The organism is Microbacterium sp. 4R-513, from assembly GCF_011046485.1.
Taxonomy (GTDB): Bacteria; Actinomycetota; Actinomycetes; order Actinomycetales; family Microbacteriaceae; genus Microbacterium.
The window spans coordinates 338492-363206 of sequence record NZ_CP049256.1 but is presented as its reverse complement, the minus strand read 5'-3'; the positions used below and the strand labels follow the sequence as shown (position 1 = coordinate 363206).

Below are 24715 nucleotides of genomic sequence, written 5' to 3'. Positions count from 1 at the left end.
TTCGGTTCTTCCCTCGCCGCGGTGCGGCTTTCTTCGGTTCTTCCCTCGCCGCGGTGCGGCTAGGCGGCCGCGCTCGCGGCCTGGTCGGCGGCCTCGCGGGCCGCGGTTCGGGCGGATGCCGCATCGTCGGCGGCAAGGGCCGCTTCGGCGATTCCGCGCGCCTCGGCGAGGGTGTACTGCAGCAGCGACGCGCGGACGTCGGCGAGAGCGGTGGGCGCCATCGAGAGGCTCGTGGCTCCGAGGCCCACGAGCACGACGGCCAGGAGCGGATCCGCGGCGGCCTCGCCGCAGATCCCGACGGGCTTCGAGTGCTCGCGACCGGCCTGGCCGACGTCGCGGATGAGGGTCAGCACCGCGGGATGCCACGGATCCTGGAACGACGCGACCGAGCCGAGGAGGCGGTCGGCGGCCAGCGTGTACTGCGTGAGGTCGTTGGTCCCGATCGACGCGAAGTCGGCGACCCGCAGCACCCGGTCGGCGAGCAGAGCCGACGACGGCACCTCGACCATGACTCCGGCGGTCTTGATGCCGTACTCACGGGCCAGGGTGGTGAAGTACTCGGTCTCCTCGACCGTCGCGATCATGGGGGCCATGACCCAGAGGTCGGCCGGCCCGTCCGGCAGCTGGCGGGTCGCGGCATCCGCTTCGGCCAGAGCCGTCAGCTGCTCGCGCAGGATGTCCTCGCTCGCCCGCAGGGCGCGGATGCCCCGGAGGCCCAGGGCCGGGTTCTCCTCGTGCGCGTCGTTGAGGAAGGCGAGCGGCTTGTCCGCACCCGCGTCGAGCACGCGCACGACGACCTTCTTGCCGGGGAAGGCCGAGAGGAGGGCCGTGTAGGACTCGCGCTGCTGCTCGACCGTGGGTGCCTGGCTCGAGCTCAGGAAGAGGAACTCCGTGCGGAAGAGGCCGACCCCCTCCGCCCCGAGCGCCACGGCCTCGAGCGCACCCTCGGGCTTGCCGAGGTTGGCGAGGAGCGGGATGGCCGTGCCGTCCGCGAGGGCACCGGGAGTCAGGGGAGCGGATGCCTGCGCCGCGCGGGCGGCGGCGCGGTTCTGCGCCCGCTCGAGCTCCTCGGTGGTCGGCTGCGTCGTGACGACGCCGGCCGCGGCATCCACGATCACCGTCTCGCCCTCGGCAAGGTCCTTCGCGGCGGCGGCGCCGACGACCGCGACGATCGACTTCTCCCGGGCGAGGATCGCCGTGTGCGACGTGGGTCCGCCCTCCGTCGTGACGAGTGCGAGCACCTTGTCGAGGTCGAGGAGGGCCGTGTCGGCCGGCGCGAGGTCCTTCGCGACGAGGACGAACGGATGCCCCGGATCGGGCACGCCCGGAGCCGGCACACCGCGCAGGCGGGCGATGACGCGCTGCGCGACGTCGTCGAGGTCTGCGGCGCGCTCGCCGAGGTAGCCGCCGAGGGCGGTGAGCTGGTCCCGGAACGACGCGAAGGCGTCGAACACGGCGAACTCGCCCGTCCGGCCCTGGGCGAGGCGATCGTCGACCTCCTGCTCGAGCGTCGGGTCCTCGGCCATCATCGCCTGCGCCTCGAGCACGTCTCGCGCGGCGCCTCCGGCCAGCGCCCCGCGCTTCTCGAGCTCTCGGGCGACGGCGGCCACGGCATCCCGGACCCGTGCCGTCTCCTCCTCGGCGCTCAGCGTGCTCGGCGCGTCGCTCGGCGCAGGCAGCGGCTCGGCCATTCGCGCGACGGGACCCTGGGCGACGCCCAGCCCGATTCCGACTCCCCGCAGTTCCGTCATCGTCTACTCCGCGTCGTGGTCGGTCGTGAGGAGTTCGGCGAGGTTGTCGAGCGCCGCCTCGGCGCCGTCGCCGTCGGCCGTGAGGGTCACGTAGTCGCCCTGCTCGACGCCGAGCGCGATCACTCCCAGGATGCTGGCGGCGTTGACCGGTGAGCCCGAGTCCTTCGCGACCGTGATCGGGATGCCGGCATCCTTGGCCGCCTGCGCGAAGAGCTTCGCCGGGCGGGCGTGAAGGCCGTGCGATGAGCCGATCCGCACGGTGCGCGAGATGGGGGCCATGTCGTTCCTCTCAGTTCGGTTCAGCTGTCGTACGAGCATTCGGGAGCCGTCTCACGGGGGCGTGACGCCGCTCGCGGTCGGAAGGGTCCCCCCGGAGCCTCCGACCGCGTCGCGGACGAGTTGAAGCGTCCGCGTTCCGTCGAGATCCATGAAGATGTCGGACGGCAGCAGCACCACTGTCGTCCCGCGGACCGCGGCGTCGCGCTCGATGCGGTCGAGCGCGTGCACCAGGTGCGGTCCGACGAGGACGACGTCGGCGGCATCGAGGTCGATCGGAAGCGACTGCTCGGTGCCGGCGAAGGCGGAATAGGCGAGTCCCTGGTCGTGGGCAGCGTGTCGCACGCGCTGTGCGACGAAGGTGCTCGAGGCACCGGCTCCGCAGACCACGAGGATCCTCATCGATCCGCCTCCTTCGTGTGGCCATTCTTGTGAAAACGCTGGGAGCGGACAACCACGTCTTCTTCCGCCCCTCCGGAAGATCGGCGGGGGCGCGGATCGCGCCTCCCGCCCCGTGGTTGACTGGTGACGGCGCAGCCGAGGGCGGAGCGCGGGCGGAGGACGCGGTGACACGAGCGAGACAGGATCGCCTGCTCGCCCTGCTCGTCCGCGACGGCGAGTGGGCGACCGCGGCGACTCTCGCCGACGCCCTCGGGGTCACGCCGCGCAGCATCCGCTCCTACGTCACGACCCTCAACGCCCGGGTTCCCGAGGGGACGGTGATCGAGTCGGGCCCCCTCGGCTATCGCGCCGGCCCCGATGCCGCGCCGGCCCTCCGGACGAACGGGACGACGGATGCCGGCACCCCCCGTGACCGTCTGCACACGCTGGTCCGTGCCCTTCTCGATTCGCCCGACGGCATCGACGTCTTCGAGACGGCCGAGCGGCTCCACGTCTCGTCGGCCACCCTCGACGCGGACCTCGCCCGCGTGCGCGGCCTCCTCGGCGGAACGGAGCTGACCCTGGAGCGATCGGCGTCCCGCGCGCGGCTGCGCGGGACCGAGATGGCGCAGCGCCGCCTCCTCAGCCGCCTCGCGCACGATGAGATGGATGCCGGGTCGTTCGACCTCGAAGCACTCCGCCGCACGTTGGGCGACGCCTCCGTCGGCGCCCGCGCCTTCGGCCCGTTCAAGACGGATCTCGTGGCCGAGCTCGGGTCGCTGGGCTACTTCGTCAACGAGTACGGCATCGCCGACGTCGTCATGCACATCGCGATCGCGGCCGACCGGGTCGCGCAGGACCGCGGGCTCGACGGACAGGCGGCCGCCGCTTCTCCGGCGAACGCCGAGGTGGCGGCGATCCTCGCCCGCCTCTCGGCCGAGCACCTCGGCGTGGAGCTCGGGACGGGCGACCTCCAGCATCTCGCGTCGCTGGTGCTGACGCGCGTCGTCGCGCCCGGGGCGACCGCGCCCAAGATGCACGTGCGCGAGCGCCTCGACCCCGAGGTCGAGCAGGCGGTCCGCGAGGTCGTGGGGGCCGCGGCATCCGAGTTCCTCGTCGACATCGTGCACGAGGACTTCATCCTGCGACTCGCCCTCCACGTGCAGAATCTCCGCCTGCGGGCGCAGGAGCAGGCGTGGTCGCGCAATCCGCTCACGCGGTCGCTCAAGGCCTCGTACCCGATGATCTTCGAGGTCGCCGTCTACATCGCGAACGGCCTCCACGAGAGCCTCGGCATCCCTCTCCTCGACGACGAGATCGCCTACATCGCGATGCACGTCGGCGGGCGCCTGGAGCGGAGCCGGCAGGCCGACCAGCTGCTCACGGCGACCATCGTGTGCCCGGGCTACTACGAGCTGCACGAGCTGCTGCGCTCGTCGGTCGACCGCTCGCTCGGACAGGCCATCGAGGTCGTCGGCGTCGAGACTCGCGTCGATCCGGACTGGTCCTCGATCGACACCGACCTCGTGCTCACCACGATCGACCCCGGACCGGAGCGCGCGGCATCCGACCGGATCGTCCGAATCCAGCCGTTCCTCACCGACGCCGACGTGGAGCGGGTGCAGGCGGCGGCGGGGCGCATCCGCCGGGCGCGGCGTCTGGCGCGGCTGCGCACCGAGCTCGAGCGGTACTTCGAGCCGACGGCCTTCGTCAGGGGACTGGATGCCGAGGCCGGCGAAGACGCGGTGATCCGGCGCCTCGGCGCCCTGCTCGTGGCGCGCGGGGTCATCGACGACGACTACGTCGAGCGCGCGATCCAGCGCGAGCACCTCTCGTCGACCGCGTTCACCGACGCGCTCGCCGTGCCGCACGCGCTCGGCATGACAGCGACCCGCACGGCCATCGCGGTCGGGATCGCCGACCCCTCGATCCTCTGGGGCGAGAGCCGCGTGCAGGTCGTGGCGCTGGTCGCCTTCAGCGAGACGGATCGCGAGGCGTTCCAGACGGTGTTCGAGCAGCTCGTCGAGGTCTTCTCGGAGCGCGAGTCGGTGCAGCGGATCGTGCGCCGCGCCACGGACTTCGCGGCCTTCCTCGACGAGCTCGTCGCCGTCGTCGACGGCTGACTCCGGCATCCCCCGCTTCCCTCTTTTTGGGTTTGGGGCGCCTTCCGGTTGCGCCACGCCGCTGAGGCGGCGCGTCGTCAGCGGATCGCGCCCCGAAACGCCCCCGCTCACCCGGCAGGACGGATGCCGAAGGCAGCGAGCCTCTCGGCGAGCGCTGCGGCGGTGGCGATGTGCGGCCAGCCCCACCTGACGACGGATCGCCCGGTCGTTCCCCGGATCCAGTCCTCGCGCTGCTTCTCGCGCTCGAAGATCTCATCCGGTGAGCGCTGGACGAGCAATCGGCCGTCCTCGTACTTGATGCGGCCGTCGAACTCGCCGTAGACCCCCGCATCATCGAGGGCGAAGTCGACGTAGTAGGTCACCGTTCGGGTCGGCCCCGGCACGGCGACTTGAAGTCGCGCGGGGCGGAATCCGATCTGGGCCAGCCTGATGCGGCTCACGCTCTCGCCGGGGAGCTCGGCGCGACCATCGGCAAAGCGCAGCACGCGCTCCGCGCGGGATCGCCCGTGCGCGCTCTCCCGCACGATGGCTCGAAGCTCCGCACGCACCTCCGCCGCCCGGTCGTCGTCGTAGTCCGCGCGGCTCGTGACGCATAGGCGGCGCAGCATCGCATCCGTCACGACCACGGCCTGCTCGAACGCCGCGGTCCGCGCGATGTCGGCGATCGTGCGCGTCAGAGCGGTGCAGCGGAGGCCGTCGACCTCGACGATCTGGTCCGAGCCGACCTCACCGCGATGCCGGATGACGCCCGCCGCCGCGCCCGGCCGATCCGCGTCCAGCGTCACGTGCACTTTCCTCGGATCGGGAGCGAGAAGGGGCAACCCGTGCAGCGCCGCCGCGGTCTCGTGGGAGAACAACGGTGGTGTCCGAGACGACGACGCGAGTGCCCGGGCGCGCGCGACGACGCGTTCCTCGGGTGTGGCGAGCTGCCAGCTTTCGGCGAGGCTGAACATCCCGGGGCGCACTTTGATCAGCAGCCCGTTCGCTACGGACTCGAGGATCCGCGCCGACCCGAACCCCCACGATGCGAGCTCGGTGCGCCGGTACAGGGGCAGTCCTTCCACCCATCGACCCTGCGTCGCCCGACTCCTGCCAGCGCCCCGTTCCGGCCGACCCGGTGTACAGCCGGCGCGCCCAACCCACTGTGGAGGCTCGCCGTCGCAGGAGGGTTTGGGGCGCGTTCCGTCACCGACACGCGGAGGCGGGCGGCGTGCCGCTGACCGAATCCGCCCCAAAGCCCCCACGTGGAGGGCCGGGAGGCGGATGGATGCCGGGGGCGGCGGGTCAGCGCCGGGCGAGGCGCTCGCGCAACCCCAGGCGGACGGCGGGCCACTCGTGCGGGAGGATCGAGAAGACGACCGTGTCGCGCAGCGTCCCGTCAGGGCCGAGCCGGTGGTTGCGGAGGATGCCGTCCTGCTTGGCGCCGAGGCGCGCGATCGCGGCCCGCGACTGCCGGTTGTGGAAGTGCGTCCGCAGCTCGACCGCGATCGCGTCGCACGCGTCGAACGCGTGGCCGAGCAGCGCGAGCTTGGCGGCCGTGTTGACCTCGGTGCGCTGCGCCGACGGCGAGAGCCAGGTGTACCCGATCTCGACGTGCCGATTGGCCTGGTCGATGTTGCAGAACGTCGTCATGCCGACGACGCGCCCCGTCGAGAGGCGGCGCACGGCCCAGGGGTTCATGTGCCCCTCGGCCTGCCACGCGAGCCGGCGGTCGATTTCGGCCGGGATGCCGGCGGGCGTCGGCGCGCTCGTGTACCAGGCGTACTCGAGCCCCTCCGTCGCGGCGGCGAGATCGTCGCCGTGCTCGTGCGAGAGCGGCTCGAGGGCAACCCAGCCGTTCTGGAGCGTGATCGGATCGGTCAGCAGCACGCCCCCGAGCCTAAACGGGAAGCGACCGCGCTGCTGAGGGCAGGACCAACGCAACCCCCGCGTCGCGCCGCGTCAGGAGACCTCGGCCAGCAGCGCCCGCGCTCCGTCGGCCAGGGCCGCGATCCGATGCGCTGCGTCCGCCGACGAGTCGCCCCGCACGTCGAGGTAGAGCTTGAGCTTGGGCTCCGTCCCGCTCGGACGCACGATGACTCGTGACCCGTCCGCGAGCCAGAACCGCAGCACATCGCCGGGCGGCAGATCGTCGACCCCGGTGAGCAGGTCGTCGACCCGCTCCACCACGACCTCGCCGATCCGCGAGGGATGGCGCGCCCGCAGGGCCGCCATGACGTCGGCGATGACCGACAGCTGCTCGACGCGCACCGAGATCTGGTCGCTCGCGAAGTAGCCGAACGTCTCGTCGAACTCCCTCACGAGATCGGCGACGGATGCCCCGCGCCCCCGGGCCTCGGACACCATGCCGAGCATCGCGATCGCGGCCGAAACGCCGTCCTTGTCGCGGACGGTCTCGGGGTTGACGAGATAGCCGAGCGCCTCCTCGAACCCGAAGACGAGGCCCGGCGCGCGCGAGATCCACTTGAAGCCCGTGAGCGTCGCGTGGAAGTCGAGACCGTAGTGCTCGGCCACCGTCTGCAGGCCGGGGGAGGACACGAGCGAGCAGGCGAGCGACGCGGGGGGCGCGGCATCCGTCGCCTTCGCCCGCTGCGCGGCCCGCCAGCCCAGCAGCAGCCCGATCTGGTTGCCGCTCAGGCGCCGCCAGCCGCCGGGCGCGTCATCGTCGGGGACGGCGACGGCCAGCCGGTCGGCGTCGGGGTCGTTCGCGATGATGAGCTCTGCGCCGGCGCGGCGCGCCGTCTCGAACGCGAGGTCCATCGCACCGGGCTCTTCGGGGTTGGGGAACGCGACGGTCGGGAACGCTCCGTCGGGCTCGATCTGCTCCGCAACGAGCGTCGGCGCGGGGTATCCCGCCGCCTCGACGATGCGCGAGAGCGTCTCCCATCCGACGCCGTGCATGGCGGTGTAGACCCACGACAGGCCTTCCGCCCCCGCGGGCGCCGGCGCGACGGCCGCCGTCGCGGCGATATACGCGTCGACGACCGACTCGGGCGCGGTCTCGTACTCTGCCGAGCGGGGGAGGGATGCCGCGTCCCCCGCGGCGATGCGCTCGATGTGCGCCGCGATCTCGGCGTCGGCGGGCGATACGATCTGCGCGCCCTCGTTCGCCCCGCCGAGGTAGACCTTGTACCCGTTGTCGTTGGGAGGGTTGTGGCTGGCCGTCACCATGACGCCGGCATCGGCGTCCAGGTGCCGCACGGCGAATGCGAGGACGGGCGTCGGGAGGAGTCGCGGGAGCAGGACGGCCCGGATCCCGGCGCCCGCGAACAGCTCGGCGGAGTCCTCGGCGAACACGCGGGAGTTGCGGCGGCCGTCGTACCCGATCACGACCGTCGGCCGGGCGCCGCCCGCCTTCTCGAGCAGGTAGGCGCCGAGGCCCGCCGCCGCCTGCGCCACGAGCACCCGGTTCATGCGGTTGCTGCCGGCGCCCAGTTCGCCGCGAAGGCCGGCCGTGCCGAAGGCGAGGCGCCCCGCGAACCGGTCCTCGAGATCGACGGATGCCGCGGCATCCCCCTTCTCGACGCGCTCGAGCAGTGCCGAGAGCTCCTCGCGCGTCTCGGGGTCGGGGTCCTGGGCGAGCCAGGCCTCGGCCCGCGCGGCGGCGGTGCTCACAGGGCCCCGATGACGCGGGCGAGCAGCGACGAGATGACCGGCTCGGCCTCGCGGCCGGCCTCGATCACCTCCTGGTGGCTGAGCGGAGTCGTCTGGATGCCCGCCGCCATGTTCGTGATCAGCGAGAAGCCGAGGATCTCCATCCCGGCCTGGCGCGCGGCGATCGCCTCGAGCGCCGTCGACATGCCGACGATGTGACCGCCGATCGCCTTGGCCATGCGCACCTCGGCCGGCGTCTCGTACTGCGGTCCCGTGAACTGGCAGTAGACGCCCTCGTCGAGGCTCGGGTCGATCCGGCGGGCGAGATCGCGCAGACGCACGGAGTAGAGATCGGTGAGGTCGATGAACGTCGCCCCCTCGAGCGGGGTGGATGCCGTGAGGTTGATGTGGTCGCTGATGAGCACCGGCGTGCCGGGCTTCCAGCCGTGCTTGATGCCGCCGGCGCCGTTGGTCAGCACCATCGTGCGCGCGCCGGTGGCCGCCGCGGTGCGGACGCTGTGGACGACCCGGCGGACGCCGTGACCCTCGTAGAAGTGCGTGCGTGCGCCGATGACGAGGACGTGCTTGCCCTTCGGTGTCACGACGCTGCGGAGCGTCCCCACGTGCCCCGCGAGGGCCGGCGCGCTGAAGCCGGTCACGTCGGTCGCCGGGAAGGTCGCCGTCGTCTCGCCGAGGAGCTCGGCCGCCTTGCCCCAGCCGCTGCCGAGCGTCAGCGCGATGTCGTGGTGCTCGACGCCCGTGATGCGCGCGATGTCGGCGGCGGCTTCCGCCGCGATCGCGAACGGGTCGGCCGCTGGGTCGTCGAGGGGATTGGGGGTCGTCTCTGACATGCCCACCACTCTAGGGAGACCGCGTCGGAGGGGCCAACGAGCGGTTCCCCGCGCGCGTCGGACGATGTCGCGACCGCCGCCGATGCGGCGGGCGGGCGGGCGGACTGTGAGAATGGGAGCCATGTCTGTGAGCTTCGAGCGCACCCAGAGCATCGCGATCATCGGCGGGGGACCCGGCGGATACGAGGCCGCGCTCGCCGCGGCGCAGTTCGGGGCCGAGGTGACCCTCGTCGAGCGGGTGGGCGTCGGCGGGTCCGCCGTCATCACCGACGTCGTGCCGTCGAAGTCGCTCATCGCGACCGCGGACGCCGCCGTCGCCATCGGGGCCGCGGGCGACCTCGGGGTGCAGCTCTTCGCGAAGGGCGAGTCGGGCAAGCCGCTCAAGCCCGAGATCGCGATCAACCTGGCCGCCGTCAACAAGCGCCTCCTCTCGCTCGCCCGTCAGCAGTCCGACGACATGCGCGCCGCGCTCGTCGAGGCGGGCGTCCGGATCATCTCCGGCCACGGTCGCCTGGAAGGCGAGAACGCCGTCGTCATCTCGACCGGACCGCGCGGCACCGACTTCGACCGCATCGAGGCCGACACGATCGTCGTCTCGGTCGGAGCCTCGCCGCGCATCCTCCCGACGGCCAAGCCCGACGGCGAGCGGATCCTCACGTGGACCCAGCTCTACGACATGGAGGCGCTGCCCGAGCACCTCATCGTCATCGGCTCGGGCGTCACGGGCGCCGAGTTCGCCGGCGCCTACATGAACCTCGGCGCGAAGGTCACGCTCGTCTCGAGCCGCGACCAGGTGCTTCCGGGTGAGGATGCCGATGCCGCGGCGGTGCTCGAGAAGGTCTTCAAGCGCGGCGGCATGAACGTGCTGTCGAAGTCCCGCGCCGAGAAGGTCGAGCGATCGGGCGACGGCGTGGTCGTGACGCTCGCCGACGGCCGCACCGTCGAGGGCAGCCACTGCCTCATGGCCGTCGGCGCCGTTCCGAACACGAAGGGCATCGGCCTCGAGGAGGCGGGCGTGCAGATGACCGAGTCGGGCCACATCCAGGTCAACCGCGTCGCGCGCACCTCGATCCCGAACATCTATGCCGCCGGCGACTGCACGACGTTCATCCCGCTCGCCTCGGTCGCCGCGATGCAGGGACGCACGGCGGTCTTCCACGCCCTCGGCGACGTGGTGATCCCTCTCGAGCGGCGCCGGATCGCGTCGAACATCTTCACGGCTCCCGAGATCGCGACGGTCGGCTGGCAGGAGAAGGACATCGCCGACGGCCTCATCCAGGGAGTCGTCCACAAGCTCCCGCTCGCCGCCAACCCGCGCGCCAAGATGATGGGCATCAAGGACGGCTTCGTCAAGCTCATCGCCCGGCAGGGGAGCGGCAGCGTCATCGGCGGCGTCATCGTGGGCCCGCGGGCGTCCGAGCTGATCTACCCGATCGCGATCGCCGTGGAGCGGCGTCTCACGGTCGACCAGGTCTCGCGCGTCTTCGCGGTGTATCCGTCGCTGTCGGGCACGATCACCGACTCGGCCCGCGCGATGCACGTCGTCGACCACACCATCTACGGCGCCTGACACGTGACGGATGCCGCGGCATCCGTCGTCGCCCGCGCCCGGAGCGTACGCTCTCGCCGAGAACCCACCAGACTCGCGCACACGACGTGTGCTCTCGCCGAGAACGTACGCTCTCGCCGCCGGCTCTCGCCGCGATGAGGCCTAGGAGATCGTCAGGAGCTGGTGCCCGGCCGACACGGTCGTGCCGGGATCGGCGTTGATCGCGCCGATGACGCCGTCCTTGTGGGCCTGGATCGGCTGCTCCATCTTCATCGCCTCGAGCACGACCACGAGGTCGCCCTTGACGACCTGCTGGCCCTCCTCGACGGCGACCTTGACGATCGTCGCCTGCATGGGCGCCTTGACGGCGTCTCCGGATGCCCCGGCCACGACCGTCGGCGCGTGCGAACGGCGCGACGGCGGCACGGCCGCGGGGCGCCCGGCCGCTGAGGGCGCGGCGACGATCCGGTCGGGGAGGCTCACCTCGAGGCGCTTCCCGGCGACCTCGACGACCACGGTGTGCCGCGCCTCGGCGGCCTTGGGCGAGTCGAGCTCGCCGTCCCACGGAGCGATGTCGTTGACGAACTCGGTCTCGATCCAGCGGGTGAAGACGCCGAACTCGCCGTTCTCGGCCGTGAAGGCGGGGTCGCGGACGACCTTGCGGTGGAACGGGAGCACCGTCGGCAGCCCCGCCACCTCGAACTCGTCGAGGGCGCGGCGGGAGCGCTCGAGCGCCTCGGCGCGGTCGCGTCCCGTGACGATGATCTTGCCGAGCAGGGAGTCGAACGACCCGCTCACGCTGTCGCCGGCGGTCACTCCGGAGTCGAGACGGATGCCGGGGCCGCCGAAGGTCTTGAAGACCTTGATGGGACCGGGCTGCGGCAGGAAGTTGCGACCGGGGTCCTCGCCGTTGATGCGGAACTCGATCGAGTGCCCCTCGGGCTTCGGGTCGGGGTAGTCGAGCGTCCCGCCCTCCGCGATGCGGAACTGCTCGCGGACGAGGTCGATGCCCGTGACCTCCTCGGACACGGGGTGCTCGACCTGGAGGCGCGTGTTGACCTCGAGGAAGGAGATGGTGCCGTCGGCGCCGATGAGGAACTCGCACGTTCCCGCGCCGACGTAGCCGACCTCCTTGAGGATCGCCTTGGACGCCGAGTAGAGCGTCTCGTTCTGCGCGGCCGTGAGGAACGGCGCGGGGGCCTCCTCGACGAGCTTCTGGTGGCGGCGCTGGAGCGAGCAGTCGCGCGTCGAGACGACGACGACGTTGCCCTCGGCGTCCGCGAGGCACTGGGTCTCGACGTGGCGCGGCTTGTCGAGGTATTTCTCGACGAAGCACTCGCCGCGGCCGAAGGCCGTGATGGCCTCGCGCGTGGCCGACTCGAAGAGCTCGGGCACCTCGTCGATCGTGCGCGCCACCTTGAGGCCGCGCCCGCCGCCGCCGTAGGCGGCCTTGATCGCGATGGGCAGGCCCACGCGCTCGGCGAACTCGACGACCTCGTCGGCGCCGCTCACCGGGCCGGGCGTGCCGGGGGCCAGCGGCGCGCCGACCTTCTCGGCGACGTGCCGCGCGGTGACCTTGTCGCCCAGCGCCTCGATCGCCTCGGGCGAGGGTCCGATCCAGATGAGACTGGCGCCGATGACGGCGCGAGCGAAGTCGGCGTTCTCGGCGAGGAACCCGTATCCGGGGTGCACGGCGTCGGCGCCGGAGCGGCGGGCCACCGAGAGGATCTTGTCGATCGAGAGGTAGGTGTCGGCGCTCGTGGCGCCCTCGAGGGCGTACGCCTCGTCGGCGAGTCGCGCGTGGAGGGCGTCGCGATCCTGGTCGGCGTAGACGGCGACCGAGGCCTTGCCGGAGTCGCGGGCGGCGCGGATGACGCGTACGGCGATCTCACCGCGGTTGGCAACGAGAACCTTGGTGATCTGCGGCATGAGTGTCAGCCTACAGATGGGCTTCCAAGCACTTTTGGGTGCCTCGCACAAGAAACGCCCGCGAACGTGTGTGGGAGTCTACGAGCGATTCCAGAGGTCCGGCCACTCGACCCCGAGCTGGCGCACGAGACGTCGCAGCGTCGACAGCGACATCCCGACGACCGTCGAAGGGTCGCCGCTCACCCGCTCGATGAACGGCCCGCCGAGGCTGTCGATCGTGAATGCGCCCGCGACGTGAAGGGGTTCGCCGGAGGCGACGTACGCGTCGATCTCGGCATCCGTCATGTCGGCCGAGAAGGTGACGGATGCCTGGGCCACCGCGTGCGCCTCGTGCGGCTCCTTGCCCGGGGACAGGCGGTAGACGGCGTGGCCCGAGTGGAGCACGCCCGTGCGCCCGCGCATCGCATGCCACCGCGCCGACGCCGCCTCGGGGGTGTAGGGCTTGCCGAGGATCTGCCCGTCGAGCTCGAACATCGAGTCGCCGCCGACGACGATCCCGTCGAACGACGGATCCTCCTCCGAAACGCGCGCGGCGACGTCCGCCGCCTTGCGGCGCGCGAGGAGCAGGACGTGCTCGTCGGGCGGCAGCGTGCGTCGCTCGGCGGCCTCCACGGCCGCGACCACAGCTTCCTCGTCGACATCGGGCGACGCCGTGAGCGGCTCGATCCCAGCCTGGCGCAGAAGCATCAGGCGAGCCGGCGAGGTCGAGGCGAGCAGCACGCGCATGCGTCCACGGTAGCCCGATCAGCCGGTCGGCAACGGGCGACGTGTGCCAGGCTCGGAGGATGGACGACCGGCTTCTCGACCTCGACATCACCGACGTCGCGCACGGCGGCGTGTTCGTCGGACGCCACGAAGGGCGCGTCGTCTTCGTCCCCGATGCGATCCCCGGCGAGCGTGTGCGAGTGCGGGTCACCGACGCCGGGGACGCGGCATCCAAGTCCTTCTGGCGCGGTGAGGTGCTGGAGGTCCTGGATGCCTCGCCCCACCGCCGCCCCCATGTATGGCGCCAGGCGGATGTCGACGTGCCGCCCGAGGACCGCCCCGGCGGAGCCGACTTCGGCCACATCGAGCTCGAGCACCAGAGGACGCTCAAGACGCGGGTTCTCCGCGACGCGCTCGAGCGGATCGGCCGGATGCCCGATACGGCGGTGACGCTCGAGCCCGCGACCCCGATCGTCTCGCCCGAGGGCGAGGTCGTCGCCGCCGAGACGCAGGACGGCACCGCCTGGCGCACGCGCGTGAGCCTCCACGTCGATGCCGAGGGCCGGGTCGGCCCGTACGCGGCTCGCAGTCACCGCATCATCCCGGTCGAGGACCACCCGCTGGCTACGCCGGCCATCGAGCGGGCGGCCCTCCGTCTCGCCGGCGGCAGGCCGGGGCGCATCGACCTCGTCCAGCCGTCCGACGGGCGGGTGCGCGTCATCCCGCGTCCCGAGATCGAGCGCCCCCGACGCCAGGGCCCGCGGCGCGGGGGAAGAAGAGCCCCGGCGCCGAAGCCGCAGCCGAGTAAGGACGATCCCGCGTTCGAGACGGTGGTGGAGAGCGTGGACGGCAGGGACTTCCGCGTCGACGCGGGCGGCTTCTGGCAGGTGCACCGGCTCGCCGCGCATTCGTTGTCATCGCTCGTGTCGGCACAGCTGCGTGCCGCGCCCGCCGAGTCGGACGGGATCGATCCGGATGCCTGGCACCTCGACCTCTACGGGGGTGTGGGCCTGTTCGCCGCCACCCTCGGCGACCTCGGCGGCGAGGGCACGCGGGTCACGAGTATCGAGTCGGACCCGCGCGCGACCGACCACGCCGGTGAGAACCTCGCCGAGTGGGTCGGCGCACGCGCCGAGACGGACCGCGTGGACAGATGGATCGCGCGGTTGGGGGACGAGGCATCCGTGGCCCAGCGCGAGCGGCTGTCCCGGGGAGTCGTGATCCTCGACCCGCCTCGATCCGGCGCGGGCCGGGCGGTCGTCGAGGGCGTCGCGACTCTCGCCCCACGCACCGTCGTCTATGTCGCGTGCGACCCCGTGGCGCTCGCGCGCGACCTCGCGACGTTCCGCGAGCGCGGGTACGAGACGGGCTCCATCGCGGCACTCGACCTGTTCCCCAACTCTCACCACGTCGAGGCCGTCGCGACCCTCACCCGCGCGCACGAGCCGCGCTAGCCTGGGCGCATGACGCGCGTGGCCCTCATCGACGACCACGAGTCCGTCCGACTCGGACTCGAGGCCGCGTGTGCGCGCGGCGGCACCGAGAACGTCGTGTTCTCGGGCAGCACGGTGACCGCGTACCTCGACTGGCGGAGCTTCGCCCGCGCCCGCCCTGCCGACGTCGTGGTGCTCGACCTGACCCTCGGCGACGGCACCACGGTGACCGAGAACGTCCGGCGGCTGACGTCGGACGGCTCGAGCGTCATCATCCACAGCGTCGCCGACCGCCCCGCGGCGGTGCGCGAGGCTCTCGTGGCGGGCGCCGCGGGTGTCGTCAGCAAGGCCTCGCCGATCGACGACGTCATCGCCGCGGTCCGCACGGTGGCGCGCGGCGAACCGCTCAACAACGTGGAGTGGGCGAGCGCCGTCGAGGGCGACCGCGCCTTCGCCGACGCGCAGCTCTCGCAGCGCGAGCGCGAGGTGCTGCGCCTGTACGCGGCCGGCCTGCCGCTCAAGGTGGTCGCGGATCGCCTCGGCGTCGCCTACTCGACCGCCAAGGAGAACATCACGCGCGTGCGCGTCAAGTACGTCGAGGTCGGGCGCCCCGCGCCGACCAAGGTCGATCTGCTGCGTCGCGCGATGGAGGACGGCATCCTCTCCCAATCCCAATCCGACGGGGGCGCCGGTGACGGCTGACGCGACCGGGTCGGTTCTCGACGACGCCTGGGGCCATATCCCGCAGACGCGTGAGACCAGTGCAGGCCTCGGCTCGTTCACCCGCCGGCGCATCGAGCGCGCCATCGCGCTCGCGGTCGCCTTCGGCGCCCTGATCCTCGGCATCCAGGCATTCCTGGAATCGTTCGGACCGATCGAAGAGGGCCCCGGGTGGCACCAGGTGCTCGTCATCGGGACGTTCGGTCCTCTCGCCCTGATGCTCCTCGCCTGTGTCATCGGCCGCGGCGTGAGGTTCTTCGCCGGCCTCTTCGCCCTCCTCTACCTCGTCGCGCTGCTCCTGTGGCCGATCGCCACACGCGGCGGGACGGCGCCCGTCCCGACGGCCGAGCCGTGGATCTGGTACCTGGTCAACGTCGGCACGGTGGCCGCGGTGCTCGCGTTCCCGCTCCTGGTGCAGCTGGGCTGGACGGCCCTTCTCCCGCTCGTCTTCGGCCTCGTCCGACTCATCCAGGCAGGGTTCGCGCAGGACTTCTGGATCCCCGTCCTCCTCGACGTCTCGTTTGCCCTCATCCTGGGCTTCATCCTGCTGACCCTCGCGTGGGTCTTCCGTTCCGTCTCGGCCAACGTCGACGAGACGCGCGCCCGCGCTGTCGAGTCGTACGCGTCGGCGGCGGCGGCCGCAGCGACCGAGCAGGAGCGCGTCGCGGTCGCGGCCCTCATGCACGACAGCGTGCTCGCGGCCCTCATCGCGGCCGAGCGGGCCCAGACCGACCGCGAGCGGACCCTCGCCGCCGCGATGGCCCGAGAGGCCCTCACGCGGCTCGCCAACACCGAGCAGGATCCGGAGGAGGGACCGGACGAGCCGAGGGATGCCGCGGCCATCGCCGACGAGATCGAGCACATCTCCGGTGACCTCGGCGTCGAGGTCACTGTCGAGCGCTCGATCGACGGCGAGCATCCGGCCGTCCCGGGACGCGTCGCCCGCGCCCTCATCCTGGCGACGATGCAGGCGATCACGAACTCGATCGAGCACGCCGACGGCGAGGGGCTCGCCGTCGCAGTCCGCGCTGTCGCCGATCCCGTTCAGCTGCGGATCGAGGTCCACGACACCGGCCGCGGGTTCGACCTCGAGGGCGTGCCCGACGATCGCCTCGGCATCCGCGCCTCGATCATCGCCCGCGTCGCCGCCGTCGGCGGCACGACGCGCATCGCCTCTGGCGAGCACGGCACGACGGTGCGCCTGGAGTGGCGGGAGGCGACGGCGTGATCAGTGTCCGCACCATCCTGGTCACCCTGGGAATCGCGTTCACGGCGTACCTCGCCGCGCGCGGCCTCTGGTGGACCGCGCCCGTGCCGTACCCCCTCGTCGTCGTGATCGCCCTGAGCCTCTATCTCGTCACGACGTGGCTCTGCATCTTCTGGGAGCCGAAGCCCGTCGACGCGCATCCCGCGCAGGACGAAGACCTGCAGCTCACGATCGGCTCGCGCGGGCCGACGATCCTCCCGCTGTGGGCGAGCTTACTCGCCTTCGTGAGCGCCGTGCTGGTGCCGACGTCGATCGCGGTCGGAGTGGGTGCGGACAATCGCACCGAGCCTTTTGCGACCTGGTATCTGGGTGGCATCGGCGCGCTCATGACGATCGTCATGGTCCGCCGGCGGCCATGGGTCGCGTGGGCCGGGATCGTGGTGCTGGGCATCGCCTCGATGGCGTGGATGGGCCCCCCTGGACGCGCTGTCGCTCGGTCTCGTGGGATCGATCGTCTGGGTCGGGGTCGCCCAGCTCCTCCTCCGCTCGATGGACCGGGCTGCGCGGGACACGGCCCGTCTCGCTCAGCTGCAGCGCGCGGCCTCCGCCTGGCAGGCATCGCAGACGGGACGTCAGCGCGAGCGCCGGGTGCAGGTGCAGCGTGCGCTCGCCGTCGCCGGCCCCATCCTCACACGCACCGTCGCCACGACCGGGGCGCTCGACGACGAGGAGAAGCTCGAGGCCCGCATCGCAGAGGGGGCGCTCCGTGACGAGATGCGCGGGCCGCGCCTCCTCGACGACGACGTGCGCACGCAGCTCGACTCCGCGCGTCGCCGGGGCGCGACGGTGACGGTCCTCGACGAGGGCGGCCTCGACGGGCTGGACGAGGCATCCCTCGCCCTCATCCGCGCGCAGCTCGCCGACACTCTGCGGGCCTCGACATCCGACCGGCTCTACATCCGCACGTCGCCCGACGAGCGCGTCGCCGTCACGGTGGTGGGGCGCTCGGCCGCCGGCCCTGGGCTGTCCGACGAGGACGTCGTCGAGCTCTGGCGAGAGATCGACCACCCCGCCTGACGGCCCGGGCCGCCCGAAGGGGGGATCGCCGGAGACTCTGGTGCGGGTGAGCCGTTGAAGGGCCCTCACTGGCGTGTGAGCCGCGGATGCGGTCACCCGGCGTTGAGCGGTGCCCGCGGTGTCCAGCCGTGCCACCCTGCCGGTTAAGAATCTCGCCCCCCGTCCTGGTGGGGGAGGGGAACCAGGGCGGGGGGCGGAATCGGAAGAGGCGGGGGCGGCAGATATGCCTGCCCCCGCCTGGCGAACGGTTACCCGAAAACCGTTCGCGTGGCCGAACCTGAGACTGCTTGGGACAGTCAGGTCAGCCGAACGCAAAGCGTTCCAGCACTTCAAGTATCCGGGGGTGGCAACTTTCCGTCTGTAGGTATTTCGGGGGACATTTGCGCCGGATGGGGGACAAGCCCTTGTCCCGCCTGGCATCGGCCCCGAAGGCGTACCCGCCATCAGCGCAGAGCGCGTGGTCGGGGACGGATTCCTGCCGGAATCGATGATGCGCCCCCAGGGCGGCGTCTGGCAAGGGTCGGGGGCTTCAGCCCTGGAAACCGGTCCAGCCGAGCTCACGGCGCAGCGGCGCGCGGAACGGCCGCTGCGACACCGACCACGCGGTACGGCTCTTCGTGTCGTCGGCCAGGGCCGAGGAGGCCTCCTCGACGTAGGCCTCGCTCACGACGGCGATGAGAGCGGCCAGCTCGGCCTCGGTGGGCTGCCCGTGCAGCACCTCGAGGTGGATTCCCTCCTCGGGCGACGAGTCGCCGCTCACAGCGGGATGTTCCCGTGCTTCTTGGGCGGCAGGCTCGCGCGCTTGCCGCGCAGGGCGCGGAGGGCCTTCGCGATCGACACGCGGGTCTGCGCCGGCTCGATGATGCCGTCCAGCTCGCCGCGCTCGGCGGCGAGGAAGGGCGAGGCGACGTTGTACGTGTACTCGTTGGCGAGGCGCGTGCGGACGGCCGCGACATCCTCGCCCGCCTCCTCGGCGCGCTTGATCTCGCCGCGGTAGAGGATGTTGACGGCCCCCTGGCCGCCCATGACGGCGATCTCGGCCGTGGGCCAGGCGAGGTTCACGTCGGCCCCGAGCTGCTTCGAGCCCATGACGATGTACGCCCCGCCGTACGCCTTGCGAAGGATGACGGTGACGAGGGGCACGGTCGCCTCGGCGTAGGCGTAGAGGAGCTTGGCGCCGCGGCGGATGACTCCTGTCCACTCCTGATCGGTGCCGGGGAGGTACCCGGGCACGTCCACGAGCGTGACGATCGGGATCGAGAACGCGTCGCAGAACCGCACGAAGCGGCTGGCCTTCTCGCCGGCCTCGATGTTGAGGGTTCCCGCCATCTGCGACGGCTGGTTCGCGATGATCCCGACCGTGCGACCCTCGACCCGTCCGAAGCCGATGACGATGTTGGGGGCGAACAGCGGCTGCACCTCGAGGAAGTCGCCCGCGTCGACGATGTGCTGGATGACGTTGTGGATGTCGTACGGCTGGTTGGGCGAGTCGGGGATGACGGTGTTCAGGGTGCGATCGGCATCCGTCGTCTCCCATTCGAACCCGGTCTCGTAGACCGGCAGCTCCGACATGTTGTTGTCGGGCAGGTAGCCGAGGAGGGTCCGGACGTAGTCGAGCGCGTCCTCCTCGTCCTCGGCGAGATAGTGCGCGACGCCCGAGCGGGTGTTGTGGGTGTAGGCGCCGCCGAGCTCCTCCATGCCGACGTCCTCGCCCGTGACGGTCTTGATGACGTCGGGGCCGGTGACGAACATCTGGCTGGTCTTGTCGACCATGACGACGAAGTCGGTGAGGGCGGGGGAGTAGACCGCGCCGCCCGCGGCCGGTCCCATGATGATCGAGATCTGCGGGATGACTCCGGATGCCGCGGTGTTCAGGCGGAAGATCTCGCCGTACTTGCCGAGGGCGATGACGCCCTCCTGGATGCGGGCGCCGCCCGAGTCGAGCATGCCGACGCAAGGCATGCCGCCCTGCATGGCGAACTCCATGATCTTGATGATCTTGTCGCCCGCGGCCTCGCCGAGTGATCCGCCGAACGTCGAGAAGTCCTGCGCGTAGACGGCAACCGTGCGGCCGTGGATCGTGCCGACACCCGTCACGACCGAGTCCCCGTAAGGACGCGCCTTGTCCATGCCGAAGGCCGTCGTGCGGTGGCGCACGTACTCGTCGAACTCGACGAACGAGCCCGTGTCGACGAGCTGCTCGATGCGCTCGCGCGCGGTCTGCTTGCCCTTCGCGTGCTGCTTGCCGCGTGCCGCCTCCTCGGCGTCGACGACGGCCTCCTGGTAACGGGCGCGCAGGTCGGCGATCTTGCCGGCGGTCGTGGAGAGATCGGGCGTGTCGGTCACGTCCTCCACACTATCGGCGGGGCTCGCCGATCCGTTGGAGGGTTCGCACAAGGGCATCCGCGATCGGCTGTCGGCTGTCAAGCCCTCGGTCGAGCCTCGCGGGTGCCGCGTAGGGTTGCGCCATGCCGATCTCCGAAGCCGGATACCCCCTCGCCGCCGCCGTCAGCCCGCGTGTCCAGGTCGTCGAGACGACCGGGTCCACGAACGCCGATGTCGTCGAGTCGGTCGTGGCGGATCCGGAGCGCTGGCCGCACCTGTCGCTCCTCCTCACGAACGACCAGCGCGCCGGGCGCGGGCGCCTCGACCGGTCGTGGACGACCCCCGCCGGGACGGCGCTCGCGGTCTCGGTCGTCGTTCGTGTCCCCGACCTCCCGGTGGAGGCGCGGGGCTGGATCCCGCTTCTCGCCGGAGCCGCCATGACGCGTGCGCTCGCCGAGCAGCTGTACGGCACGGGCCACGCGGCACGCCTCAAGTGGCCGAACGACGTCCTCCTCGACGGGGGCAAGATCTGCGGCATCCTCGCGGAGGTCGTGCCGGGGCATCCCGACGTCGTCGTCGTGGGAGCGGGCGTCAACACTCGCATGCCGCGCACCGACCTCCCGGTCGCCACGGCGACGTCGTTCGCCGCCGTCGGGCTCGAGTGCGACGAGGACAAGCTCCTCGCCGACTACCTCCGGGCGCTCGACGAGCAGCTCTCGGCACTGCTCGCGTCGCGCGGCGACGCTGCGGCGTCCGGCGTCCTGGGTGAGGTCCAGACCGTCTGCTCGACGCTCGGGACCGACGTCATCGTCTCGCTCCCCGACGGCTCGAAGCTCGAAGGGCGAGCCGCGCGCATCGACGGCGAAGGGCGTCTGGTCGTCGAGTCGGGCGACGTGCTGACCACGGTGTCCGCCGGCGACGTGACTCACGTCCGGCTGAGCGGTCACCTGGGCCGCTGACGGCGAGGCGGCGCCGGCTGTCGCCGGGTCGTCGGAGAATGGACGCATGACGCAGCCGGCGACGTTCGGGGGCAGGCCTCCGACCCCGGCGCCGGGCGTGCCCACGCCCGAGCTCCGCGTCGCGCGATTCCGCAGCCACGCACGCAGGCTCGTCTGGTCGGCCCTCGTCGTCGTCGTCGTCGCCGGCGTGGCGGGCTTCTTCTACGGCAACCTCCCCGAGCCGTTCCGGAACTGGATGCTGCTGACCGCGGCCGCGGTCGCGATCCTGCTCCTCGGGCTCCTGCCGTTCCTCGCGTGGTGGTCGCACACCTGGACCATCACGACCCGCCGGGTGATCGAACGCCGGGGTATCGTGGTGCCGCGCAGACGCGAGCTGACGCACGTCCGGGGCTACAGCATCCAGGTGAAGCGCGGTCCCCTCCAGCGGATGTGGGGCGCGGGCACGCTTGTGCTCTCGAACGGCGTCGAGGAGCCCATGCGGCTGACGAACATCCCGAGCGTCGAGCTCGTGCACGAGAGCCTCGTCGACCAGGTCGAGGTCAACCAGATCCTGGCGCACCGCGAGCTCCCCATTCCCCCAGCGGCTCCCCAGCCCTGACGACCGCGCTTCGGTCTGCGCGGCCCGGTGCGCGATGATGGAGGCCCGGAAAGAAGGAGCCCCATGTCGTTGCGTGTCGGAGTCGTCGGCGGCGGTCAGCTCGCCCGCATGATGATCGCCCCCGCCGTCGAGCTCGGCGTCGAGCTGCGCGTCCTCGCGGAGGACGAGGGCATGGCGGCGGCCCTCGCAGCCACGGCCGTCGGCGACTACCGCGACGCCGACACGGTCCTCGCCTTCGCCCGCGAGGTCGACGTCGTGACGTTCGACCACGAGCACGTGCCGCAGGAGGTGCTGGCCGTGCTCGTCGGCGAGGGCATCGCGGTGCGACCCGGCCCCGACGCGCTGCGCTTCGCGCAGGACAAGCTCGTGATGCGCGCGAAGCTCCAAGAGCTCGGGATGCCGCAGCCCGCCTGGGCCGCCGTGCACGACGCGGCCGAGCTGCAGGAGTTCCTCGACGCGCACGGTGGCAGAGCTGTCGTGAAGACTCCGCGCGGCGGCTACGACGGCAAGGGCGTGCGCGTCGTGTCGGCCGGGACGGAGGCCGACGACTGGTTCGCGACCCTCGCGGAAGACGCGCGCGGCGGGGCGCTCCTGGCCGAGGAGCTCGTCGACTTCTCGCGCGAGCTCGCGCAGCAGGTCGCGCGGCGACCCTCGGGGGAGGTCCGGGCCTACCCCGTGGTCGAGACCGTGCAGCGCGACGGCGTGTGCGCCGAGGTGCTCGCGCCCGCGCCGCACGCCGCCGAGCGACTGGTCGACGTGGCCGAGCGGATCGGCGTCGCGATCGCCGAGGGGCTCGACGTCACCGGCATGCTCGCGGTCGAGCTGTTCGAGACGACCGACCAGCGACTCCTCGTCAACGAGCTCGCCATGCGCCCGCACAACAGCGGTCACTGGAGCCAGGACGGCGCCGTGACGAGCCAGTTCGAACAGCACCTCCGTGCGGTGCTCGACCTCCCCCTCGGCGACCCGTCGCCTCGCGCCCCGTGGTCGGTCATGGTCAACATCCTCGGCGGTCCCGCCTCCGGAGCGCTCGACGAGCGGTTCGCCGCGGCGCTCGCCGAATACCCCGGTGCGAAGGTCCACACCTACGGCAAGGCGCCTCGACCGGGACGCAAGGTCGGGCACGTCAACACCGTGGGCGACGACCTCGACGACGTCGTCTACGAGGCGCGGGCCGCGGCATCCCACTTCCTCGACTGACGCACGGTCACGCGGCGGACGAAGCCGTGCCGTTGCGGGGTTCTTCCAGCCTCGCGGCCTAGCCTTGACGGGTGACAGGCCCCCTCCATTCCTCCGGCGCGCCCCTCGTCGGCGTCGTGATGGGCTCCGACTCGGATTGGCGCGTCATGAGCGACGCCTCGCAGATCCTGTCGGACTTCGGCGTCCCGCACGAGGTCGAGGTCGTCTCGGCCCACCGCACGCCCGAGAAGCTCCACCGCTACGGCACCGAGGCGCGCGAGCGCGGGCTCCGGGTCATCATCGCGGGAGCCGGCGGTGCAGCTCACCTTCCCGGCATGCTCGCGTCCGTCACGGCGCTGCCGGTCATCGGCGTGCCCGTGCCGCTCGCCTACCTCGACGGCATGGACTCACTCCTCAGCATCGTCCAGATGCCCGCCGGCATCCCGGTCGCGACGGTATCGATCGGCGGGGCCAAGAACGCCGGCCTCCTCGCCGCTCGAATCCTCGGGACGACGGATGCCGAGCTCGGCGACCGCGTCGAGGCGTACGCCCGAGAGCTGGAGGCGCAGGTGGAGGAGAAGAACCGGCGGCTCAAGGAGTCTCTGTGAGCGTCGCAAGCCCTCCGCGCGCACCGCGCGCCACGGCATCCGCTCTCCCTCGCAATGTCGTGGAGGAGAGGCCGCTGCGCTATCCCGACACCACCTCGCGCGCGTTCATGACCAAGCGCGGATGGTGGCTCGTGCTGCTGAACTTCCTGCTCCCGGGCTCGGCGCAGGTGCTCGCGGGCAACCGGCGGCTGGGCCGATTCGGCATCGCCGCGACGCTCACGATGTGGGTGCTCGTCATCCTCGGGGTGCTCTCGGCGCTGCTCTGGCGCACCCTGCTCGTGACCCTCGCCACGAACTGGTTCTTCCTGCTGGCGGCGCAGATCCTCCTCATCGGGTACGCCGTGCTCTGGGTCGTCCTCACCATCGACACCATCAGGCTCGTGCGCCTCGTGAAGACCGGCAGGGGCGCGCGGTTCGGGATCGCCCTGCTCTCGGTCGTGCTGCTCATGATCTCGGGCGGCGGCGCGGTCTACGCGTCCCAGGTGGCCGGAACGACGAGAGACACGCTGGGCGCGATCTTCGGGGCGAGCGGGCCTTCGGTTCCGCCCTCGGAGGGCTACTACAACATCCTGCTGCTGGGCGCAGACAGCGGTCAGGGCCGTGACTCGATGAGATTCGACAGCATCTCGGTCGTCTCGGTGAACGCCGACACCGGCGCCGTCACGATCACCGGCATCCCGCGCGACATGCCGCACTTCCCGTTCGCCGACGGTCCGATGAAGGACCTCTATCCCGACGTGCACGAGGGCCACGCCGACCCGAAGTGCGGCTGGAGCAGCGGCATCAACCAGCTGCGGACCGAGGTCGAGGTCTGCCGTGACGGCAACGCGCTGTATCCGGATGCCGTGGCCAACGGCTCGACACCGGGCGTCGAGGCGACGAAGGACGCGGTGGAAGGCATCCTCGGGATCGAGGTCCCGTACTACGTCTTCATCGACATGGACGGCTTCGCGGCTCTCATCGACGCGCTCGGCGGAGTCGACATCACCGTCGAGCAGCGTCTGCCCAAGGGAGGCGGTCCGGCCTACGAGGGTCAGCCCGCCGAGGACTGGGCGATCGGATGGATCGAGCCGGGCAAGCAGCACATGGACGGCGACACGGCCCAGTGGTACGCGCGCTCGCGCTACACGACGAACGACTTCGACCGCATGAAGCGCCAGCGTCAGCTGCAGGAGGCCATGCTCGCCCAGTTCACGCCGGCGACCGTGCTCACGCGATTCAACGAGATCGCGACGGCCGGGAAGGCGATCGTCGAGACCGATCTGCCGCAGTCGATGCTTCCGTACTTCGCCGACCTCGCCATCAAGGCCAAGGAGCAGACCGTGGCCACGATCGAGCTGACCCCCGAGGGCGGCATCGACGAGTACGACCCGGACTACGCCTACATCCAGCAGCTCATCCAGTCGACGCTCCACCCGCCGACTCCGACCGCCTCTCCGGAGGGCTGACG

22 protein-coding genes are annotated in these 24715 nt (G+C 71.6%); 11 read left to right on the top strand and 11 right to left on the bottom strand.

All coding sequences use genetic code 11. The features are described 5' to 3' along the window. Positions 1 to 59 precede the first annotated feature (59 nt). Genes ptsP through G5T42_RS01670 form a run of 3 tightly spaced genes read right to left on the bottom strand, consistent with a single transcriptional unit; the run spans position 60 to position 2429 of the window. Complete coding sequence (gene ptsP / locus G5T42_RS01680; RefSeq protein ID WP_165124549.1) at positions 60 to 1751, bottom strand: phosphoenolpyruvate--protein phosphotransferase; 1692 nt, start codon at positions 1749 to 1751, stop codon at positions 60 to 62. A 3-nt stretch (positions 1752 to 1754) separates the two neighbouring features. Continuing rightward, entirely contained in the window at positions 1755 to 2030 is a 276-nt protein-coding gene (locus G5T42_RS01675; protein WP_165124546.1) for an HPr family phosphocarrier protein, read from the bottom strand. A 51-nt stretch (positions 2031 to 2081) separates the two neighbouring features. Next, a complete protein-coding gene (locus G5T42_RS01670; protein WP_165124543.1) occupies positions 2082 to 2429 on the bottom strand; it encodes a PTS sugar transporter in 348 nt (115 codons plus the stop codon). A 164-nt stretch (positions 2430 to 2593) separates the two neighbouring features. On the opposite strand from G5T42_RS01670, the gene G5T42_RS01665 reads away from it, so the two are divergent. Continuing rightward, positions 2594 to 4531, top strand: a complete 1938-nt coding sequence (locus G5T42_RS01665; RefSeq protein ID WP_165124540.1) for a PTS sugar transporter subunit IIA — start codon at positions 2594 to 2596, stop codon at positions 4529 to 4531. A gap of 107 nt (positions 4532 to 4638) precedes the next feature. Here G5T42_RS01665 and G5T42_RS01660 read toward each other — a convergent pair whose 3' ends face one another. From G5T42_RS01660 to G5T42_RS01645, 4 genes are all read right to left on the bottom strand, one after another. Continuing rightward, on the bottom strand, positions 4639 to 5595 hold the full coding sequence (locus G5T42_RS01660; RefSeq protein ID WP_165124537.1) for a hypothetical protein: 957 nt from the start codon (positions 5593 to 5595) through the stop codon (positions 4639 to 4641). A gap of 220 nt (positions 5596 to 5815) precedes the next feature. Then, positions 5816 to 6400 carry a GNAT family protein gene (locus G5T42_RS01655; protein WP_165124534.1) on the bottom strand — a complete coding sequence of 195 codons (585 nt, stop codon included), beginning with the start codon at positions 6398 to 6400 and terminating at the stop codon, positions 5816 to 5818. Positions 6401 to 6472: 72 nt separating this feature from the next. Further along, complete coding sequence (locus G5T42_RS01650) at positions 6473 to 8146, bottom strand: phospho-sugar mutase (protein WP_165124531.1); 1674 nt, start codon at positions 8144 to 8146, stop codon at positions 6473 to 6475. Beyond that, positions 8143 to 8976: a purine-nucleoside phosphorylase gene (locus G5T42_RS01645; RefSeq protein ID WP_165124528.1), complete on the bottom strand. Its 834-nt coding sequence runs from the start codon at positions 8974 to 8976 to the stop codon at positions 8143 to 8145. The genes G5T42_RS01650 and G5T42_RS01645 overlap by 4 nt, the downstream gene beginning before the upstream one ends. Positions 8977 to 9088: 112 nt before the next feature. On the opposite strand from G5T42_RS01645, the gene G5T42_RS01640 reads away from it, so the two are divergent. Then, a complete protein-coding gene (locus G5T42_RS01640; protein ID WP_165124525.1) occupies positions 9089 to 10546 on the top strand; it encodes an NAD(P)H-quinone dehydrogenase in 1458 nt (485 codons plus the stop codon). A gap of 141 nt (positions 10547 to 10687) precedes the next feature. Here the strand turns inward: G5T42_RS01640 and G5T42_RS01635 are convergent, their stop codons facing one another. Both G5T42_RS01635 and G5T42_RS01630 read right to left on the bottom strand, forming a co-directional pair. Further along, complete coding sequence (locus tag G5T42_RS01635) at positions 10688 to 12454, bottom strand: biotin carboxylase N-terminal domain-containing protein (RefSeq protein WP_165124522.1); 1767 nt, start codon at positions 12452 to 12454, stop codon at positions 10688 to 10690. Positions 12455 to 12532: 78 nt separating this feature from the next. Further along, positions 12533 to 13180 (bottom strand): Maf family protein, encoded by a 648-nt coding sequence (locus G5T42_RS01630; protein WP_165124519.1) that lies wholly within the window; start codon positions 13178 to 13180, stop codon positions 12533 to 12535. 59 nt (positions 13181 to 13239) lie between these two features. Here G5T42_RS01630 and G5T42_RS01625 point away from each other — a divergent pair, with 59 nt between their 5' ends. From G5T42_RS01625 to G5T42_RS17535, 4 genes are all read left to right on the top strand, one after another. Beyond that, positions 13240 to 14613: a TRAM domain-containing protein gene (locus G5T42_RS01625; protein ID WP_165124516.1), complete on the top strand. Its 1374-nt coding sequence runs from the start codon at positions 13240 to 13242 to the stop codon at positions 14611 to 14613. 9 nt (positions 14614 to 14622) lie between these two features. Further along, positions 14623 to 15294: a response regulator transcription factor gene (locus G5T42_RS01620; protein WP_165124513.1), complete on the top strand. Its 672-nt coding sequence runs from the start codon at positions 14623 to 14625 to the stop codon at positions 15292 to 15294. Then, positions 15284 to 16540, top strand: coding sequence for an ATP-binding protein (locus G5T42_RS01615; RefSeq protein WP_241245920.1), 1257 nt, complete (start codon positions 15284 to 15286; stop codon positions 16538 to 16540). Before G5T42_RS01620 ends, G5T42_RS01615 begins: the two co-directional genes overlap by 11 nt. A 480-nt stretch (positions 16541 to 17020) precedes the next feature. Beyond that, complete coding sequence (locus G5T42_RS17535; protein ID WP_241245919.1) at positions 17021 to 17596, top strand: hypothetical protein; 576 nt, start codon at positions 17021 to 17023, stop codon at positions 17594 to 17596. A gap of 529 nt (positions 17597 to 18125) precedes the next feature. Here G5T42_RS17535 and G5T42_RS01605 read toward each other — a convergent pair. Both G5T42_RS01605 and G5T42_RS01600 read right to left on the bottom strand, forming a co-directional pair. Next, the gene (locus G5T42_RS01605; protein ID WP_165124510.1) at positions 18126 to 18356 is read right to left on the bottom strand and encodes an acyl-CoA carboxylase subunit epsilon; all 231 of its coding nucleotides are present in this window, start codon (positions 18354 to 18356) and stop codon (positions 18126 to 18128) included. Beyond that, the gene (locus tag G5T42_RS01600; RefSeq protein WP_241245918.1) at positions 18353 to 19999 is read right to left on the bottom strand and encodes an acyl-CoA carboxylase subunit beta; all 1647 of its coding nucleotides are present in this window, start codon (positions 19997 to 19999) and stop codon (positions 18353 to 18355) included. Before G5T42_RS01600 ends, G5T42_RS01605 begins: the two co-directional genes overlap by 4 nt. A gap of 65 nt (positions 20000 to 20064) precedes the next feature. On the opposite strand from G5T42_RS01600, the gene G5T42_RS01595 reads away from it, so the two are divergent. The 5 genes from G5T42_RS01595 to G5T42_RS01575 all read left to right on the top strand — a co-directional run bounded on the left by G5T42_RS01595 (position 20065) and on the right by G5T42_RS01575 (position 24713). Next, a complete protein-coding gene (locus tag G5T42_RS01595; protein ID WP_165124504.1) occupies positions 20065 to 20880 on the top strand; it encodes a biotin--[acetyl-CoA-carboxylase] ligase in 816 nt (271 codons plus the stop codon). Positions 20881 to 20926: 46 nt separating this feature from the next. Next, entirely contained in the window at positions 20927 to 21478 is a 552-nt protein-coding gene (locus G5T42_RS01590) for a PH domain-containing protein (RefSeq protein ID WP_165124501.1), read from the top strand. Between the two features lie 63 nt (positions 21479 to 21541). Then, a complete protein-coding gene (locus G5T42_RS01585; protein ID WP_165124498.1) occupies positions 21542 to 22678 on the top strand; it encodes a 5-(carboxyamino)imidazole ribonucleotide synthase in 1137 nt (378 codons plus the stop codon). Positions 22679 to 22797: 119 nt separating this feature from the next. Continuing rightward, on the top strand, positions 22798 to 23265 hold the full coding sequence (gene purE, locus G5T42_RS01580) for a 5-(carboxyamino)imidazole ribonucleotide mutase (RefSeq protein ID WP_165130033.1): 468 nt from the start codon (positions 22798 to 22800) through the stop codon (positions 23263 to 23265). After that, the gene (locus G5T42_RS01575) at positions 23262 to 24713 is read left to right on the top strand and encodes an LCP family protein (RefSeq protein ID WP_165124495.1); all 1452 of its coding nucleotides are present in this window, start codon (positions 23262 to 23264) and stop codon (positions 24711 to 24713) included. Before purE ends, G5T42_RS01575 begins: the two co-directional genes overlap by 4 nt. Positions 24714 to 24715 lie beyond the last annotated feature (2 nt).

What these genes read in the sequence shown, in the direction of transcription:
- G5T42_RS01670 (WP_165124543.1), bottom strand. Translation starts at nt 2,429, where the DNA reads ATGAGGATCCTCGTGGTCTGCGGAGCCGGTGCCTCGAGCACCTTCGTC.
- G5T42_RS01630 (WP_165124519.1), bottom strand. Translation starts at nt 13,180, where the DNA reads ATGCGCGTGCTGCTCGCCTCGACCTCGCCGGCTCGCCTGATGCTTCTG.
- G5T42_RS01640 (WP_165124525.1), top strand. Translation starts at nt 9,089, where the DNA reads ATGGGAGCCATGTCTGTGAGCTTCGAGCGCACCCAGAGCATCGCGATC.
- G5T42_RS01635 (WP_165124522.1), bottom strand. Translation starts at nt 12,454, where the DNA reads ATGCCGCAGATCACCAAGGTTCTCGTTGCCAACCGCGGTGAGATCGCC.
- G5T42_RS01675 (WP_165124546.1), bottom strand. Translation starts at nt 2,030, where the DNA reads ATGGCCCCCATCTCGCGCACCGTGCGGATCGGCTCATCGCACGGCCTT.
- G5T42_RS01590 (WP_165124501.1), top strand. Translation starts at nt 20,927, where the DNA reads ATGACGCAGCCGGCGACGTTCGGGGGCAGGCCTCCGACCCCGGCGCCG.
- G5T42_RS01625 (WP_165124516.1), top strand. Translation starts at nt 13,240, where the DNA reads ATGGACGACCGGCTTCTCGACCTCGACATCACCGACGTCGCGCACGGC.
- G5T42_RS01585 (WP_165124498.1), top strand. Translation starts at nt 21,542, where the DNA reads ATGTCGTTGCGTGTCGGAGTCGTCGGCGGCGGTCAGCTCGCCCGCATG.
- G5T42_RS01595 (WP_165124504.1), top strand. Translation starts at nt 20,065, where the DNA reads ATGCCGATCTCCGAAGCCGGATACCCCCTCGCCGCCGCCGTCAGCCCG.
- purE (WP_165130033.1), top strand. Translation starts at nt 22,798, where the DNA reads ATGGGCTCCGACTCGGATTGGCGCGTCATGAGCGACGCCTCGCAGATC.
- G5T42_RS01620 (WP_165124513.1), top strand. Translation starts at nt 14,623, where the DNA reads ATGACGCGCGTGGCCCTCATCGACGACCACGAGTCCGTCCGACTCGGA.
- G5T42_RS01600 (WP_241245918.1), bottom strand. Translation starts at nt 19,999, where the DNA reads ATGCCCTTGTGCGAACCCTCCAACGGATCGGCGAGCCCCGCCGATAGT.
- G5T42_RS01645 (WP_165124528.1), bottom strand. Translation starts at nt 8,976, where the DNA reads ATGTCAGAGACGACCCCCAATCCCCTCGACGACCCAGCGGCCGACCCG.
- ptsP (WP_165124549.1), bottom strand. Translation starts at nt 1,751, where the DNA reads ATGACGGAACTGCGGGGAGTCGGAATCGGGCTGGGCGTCGCCCAGGGT.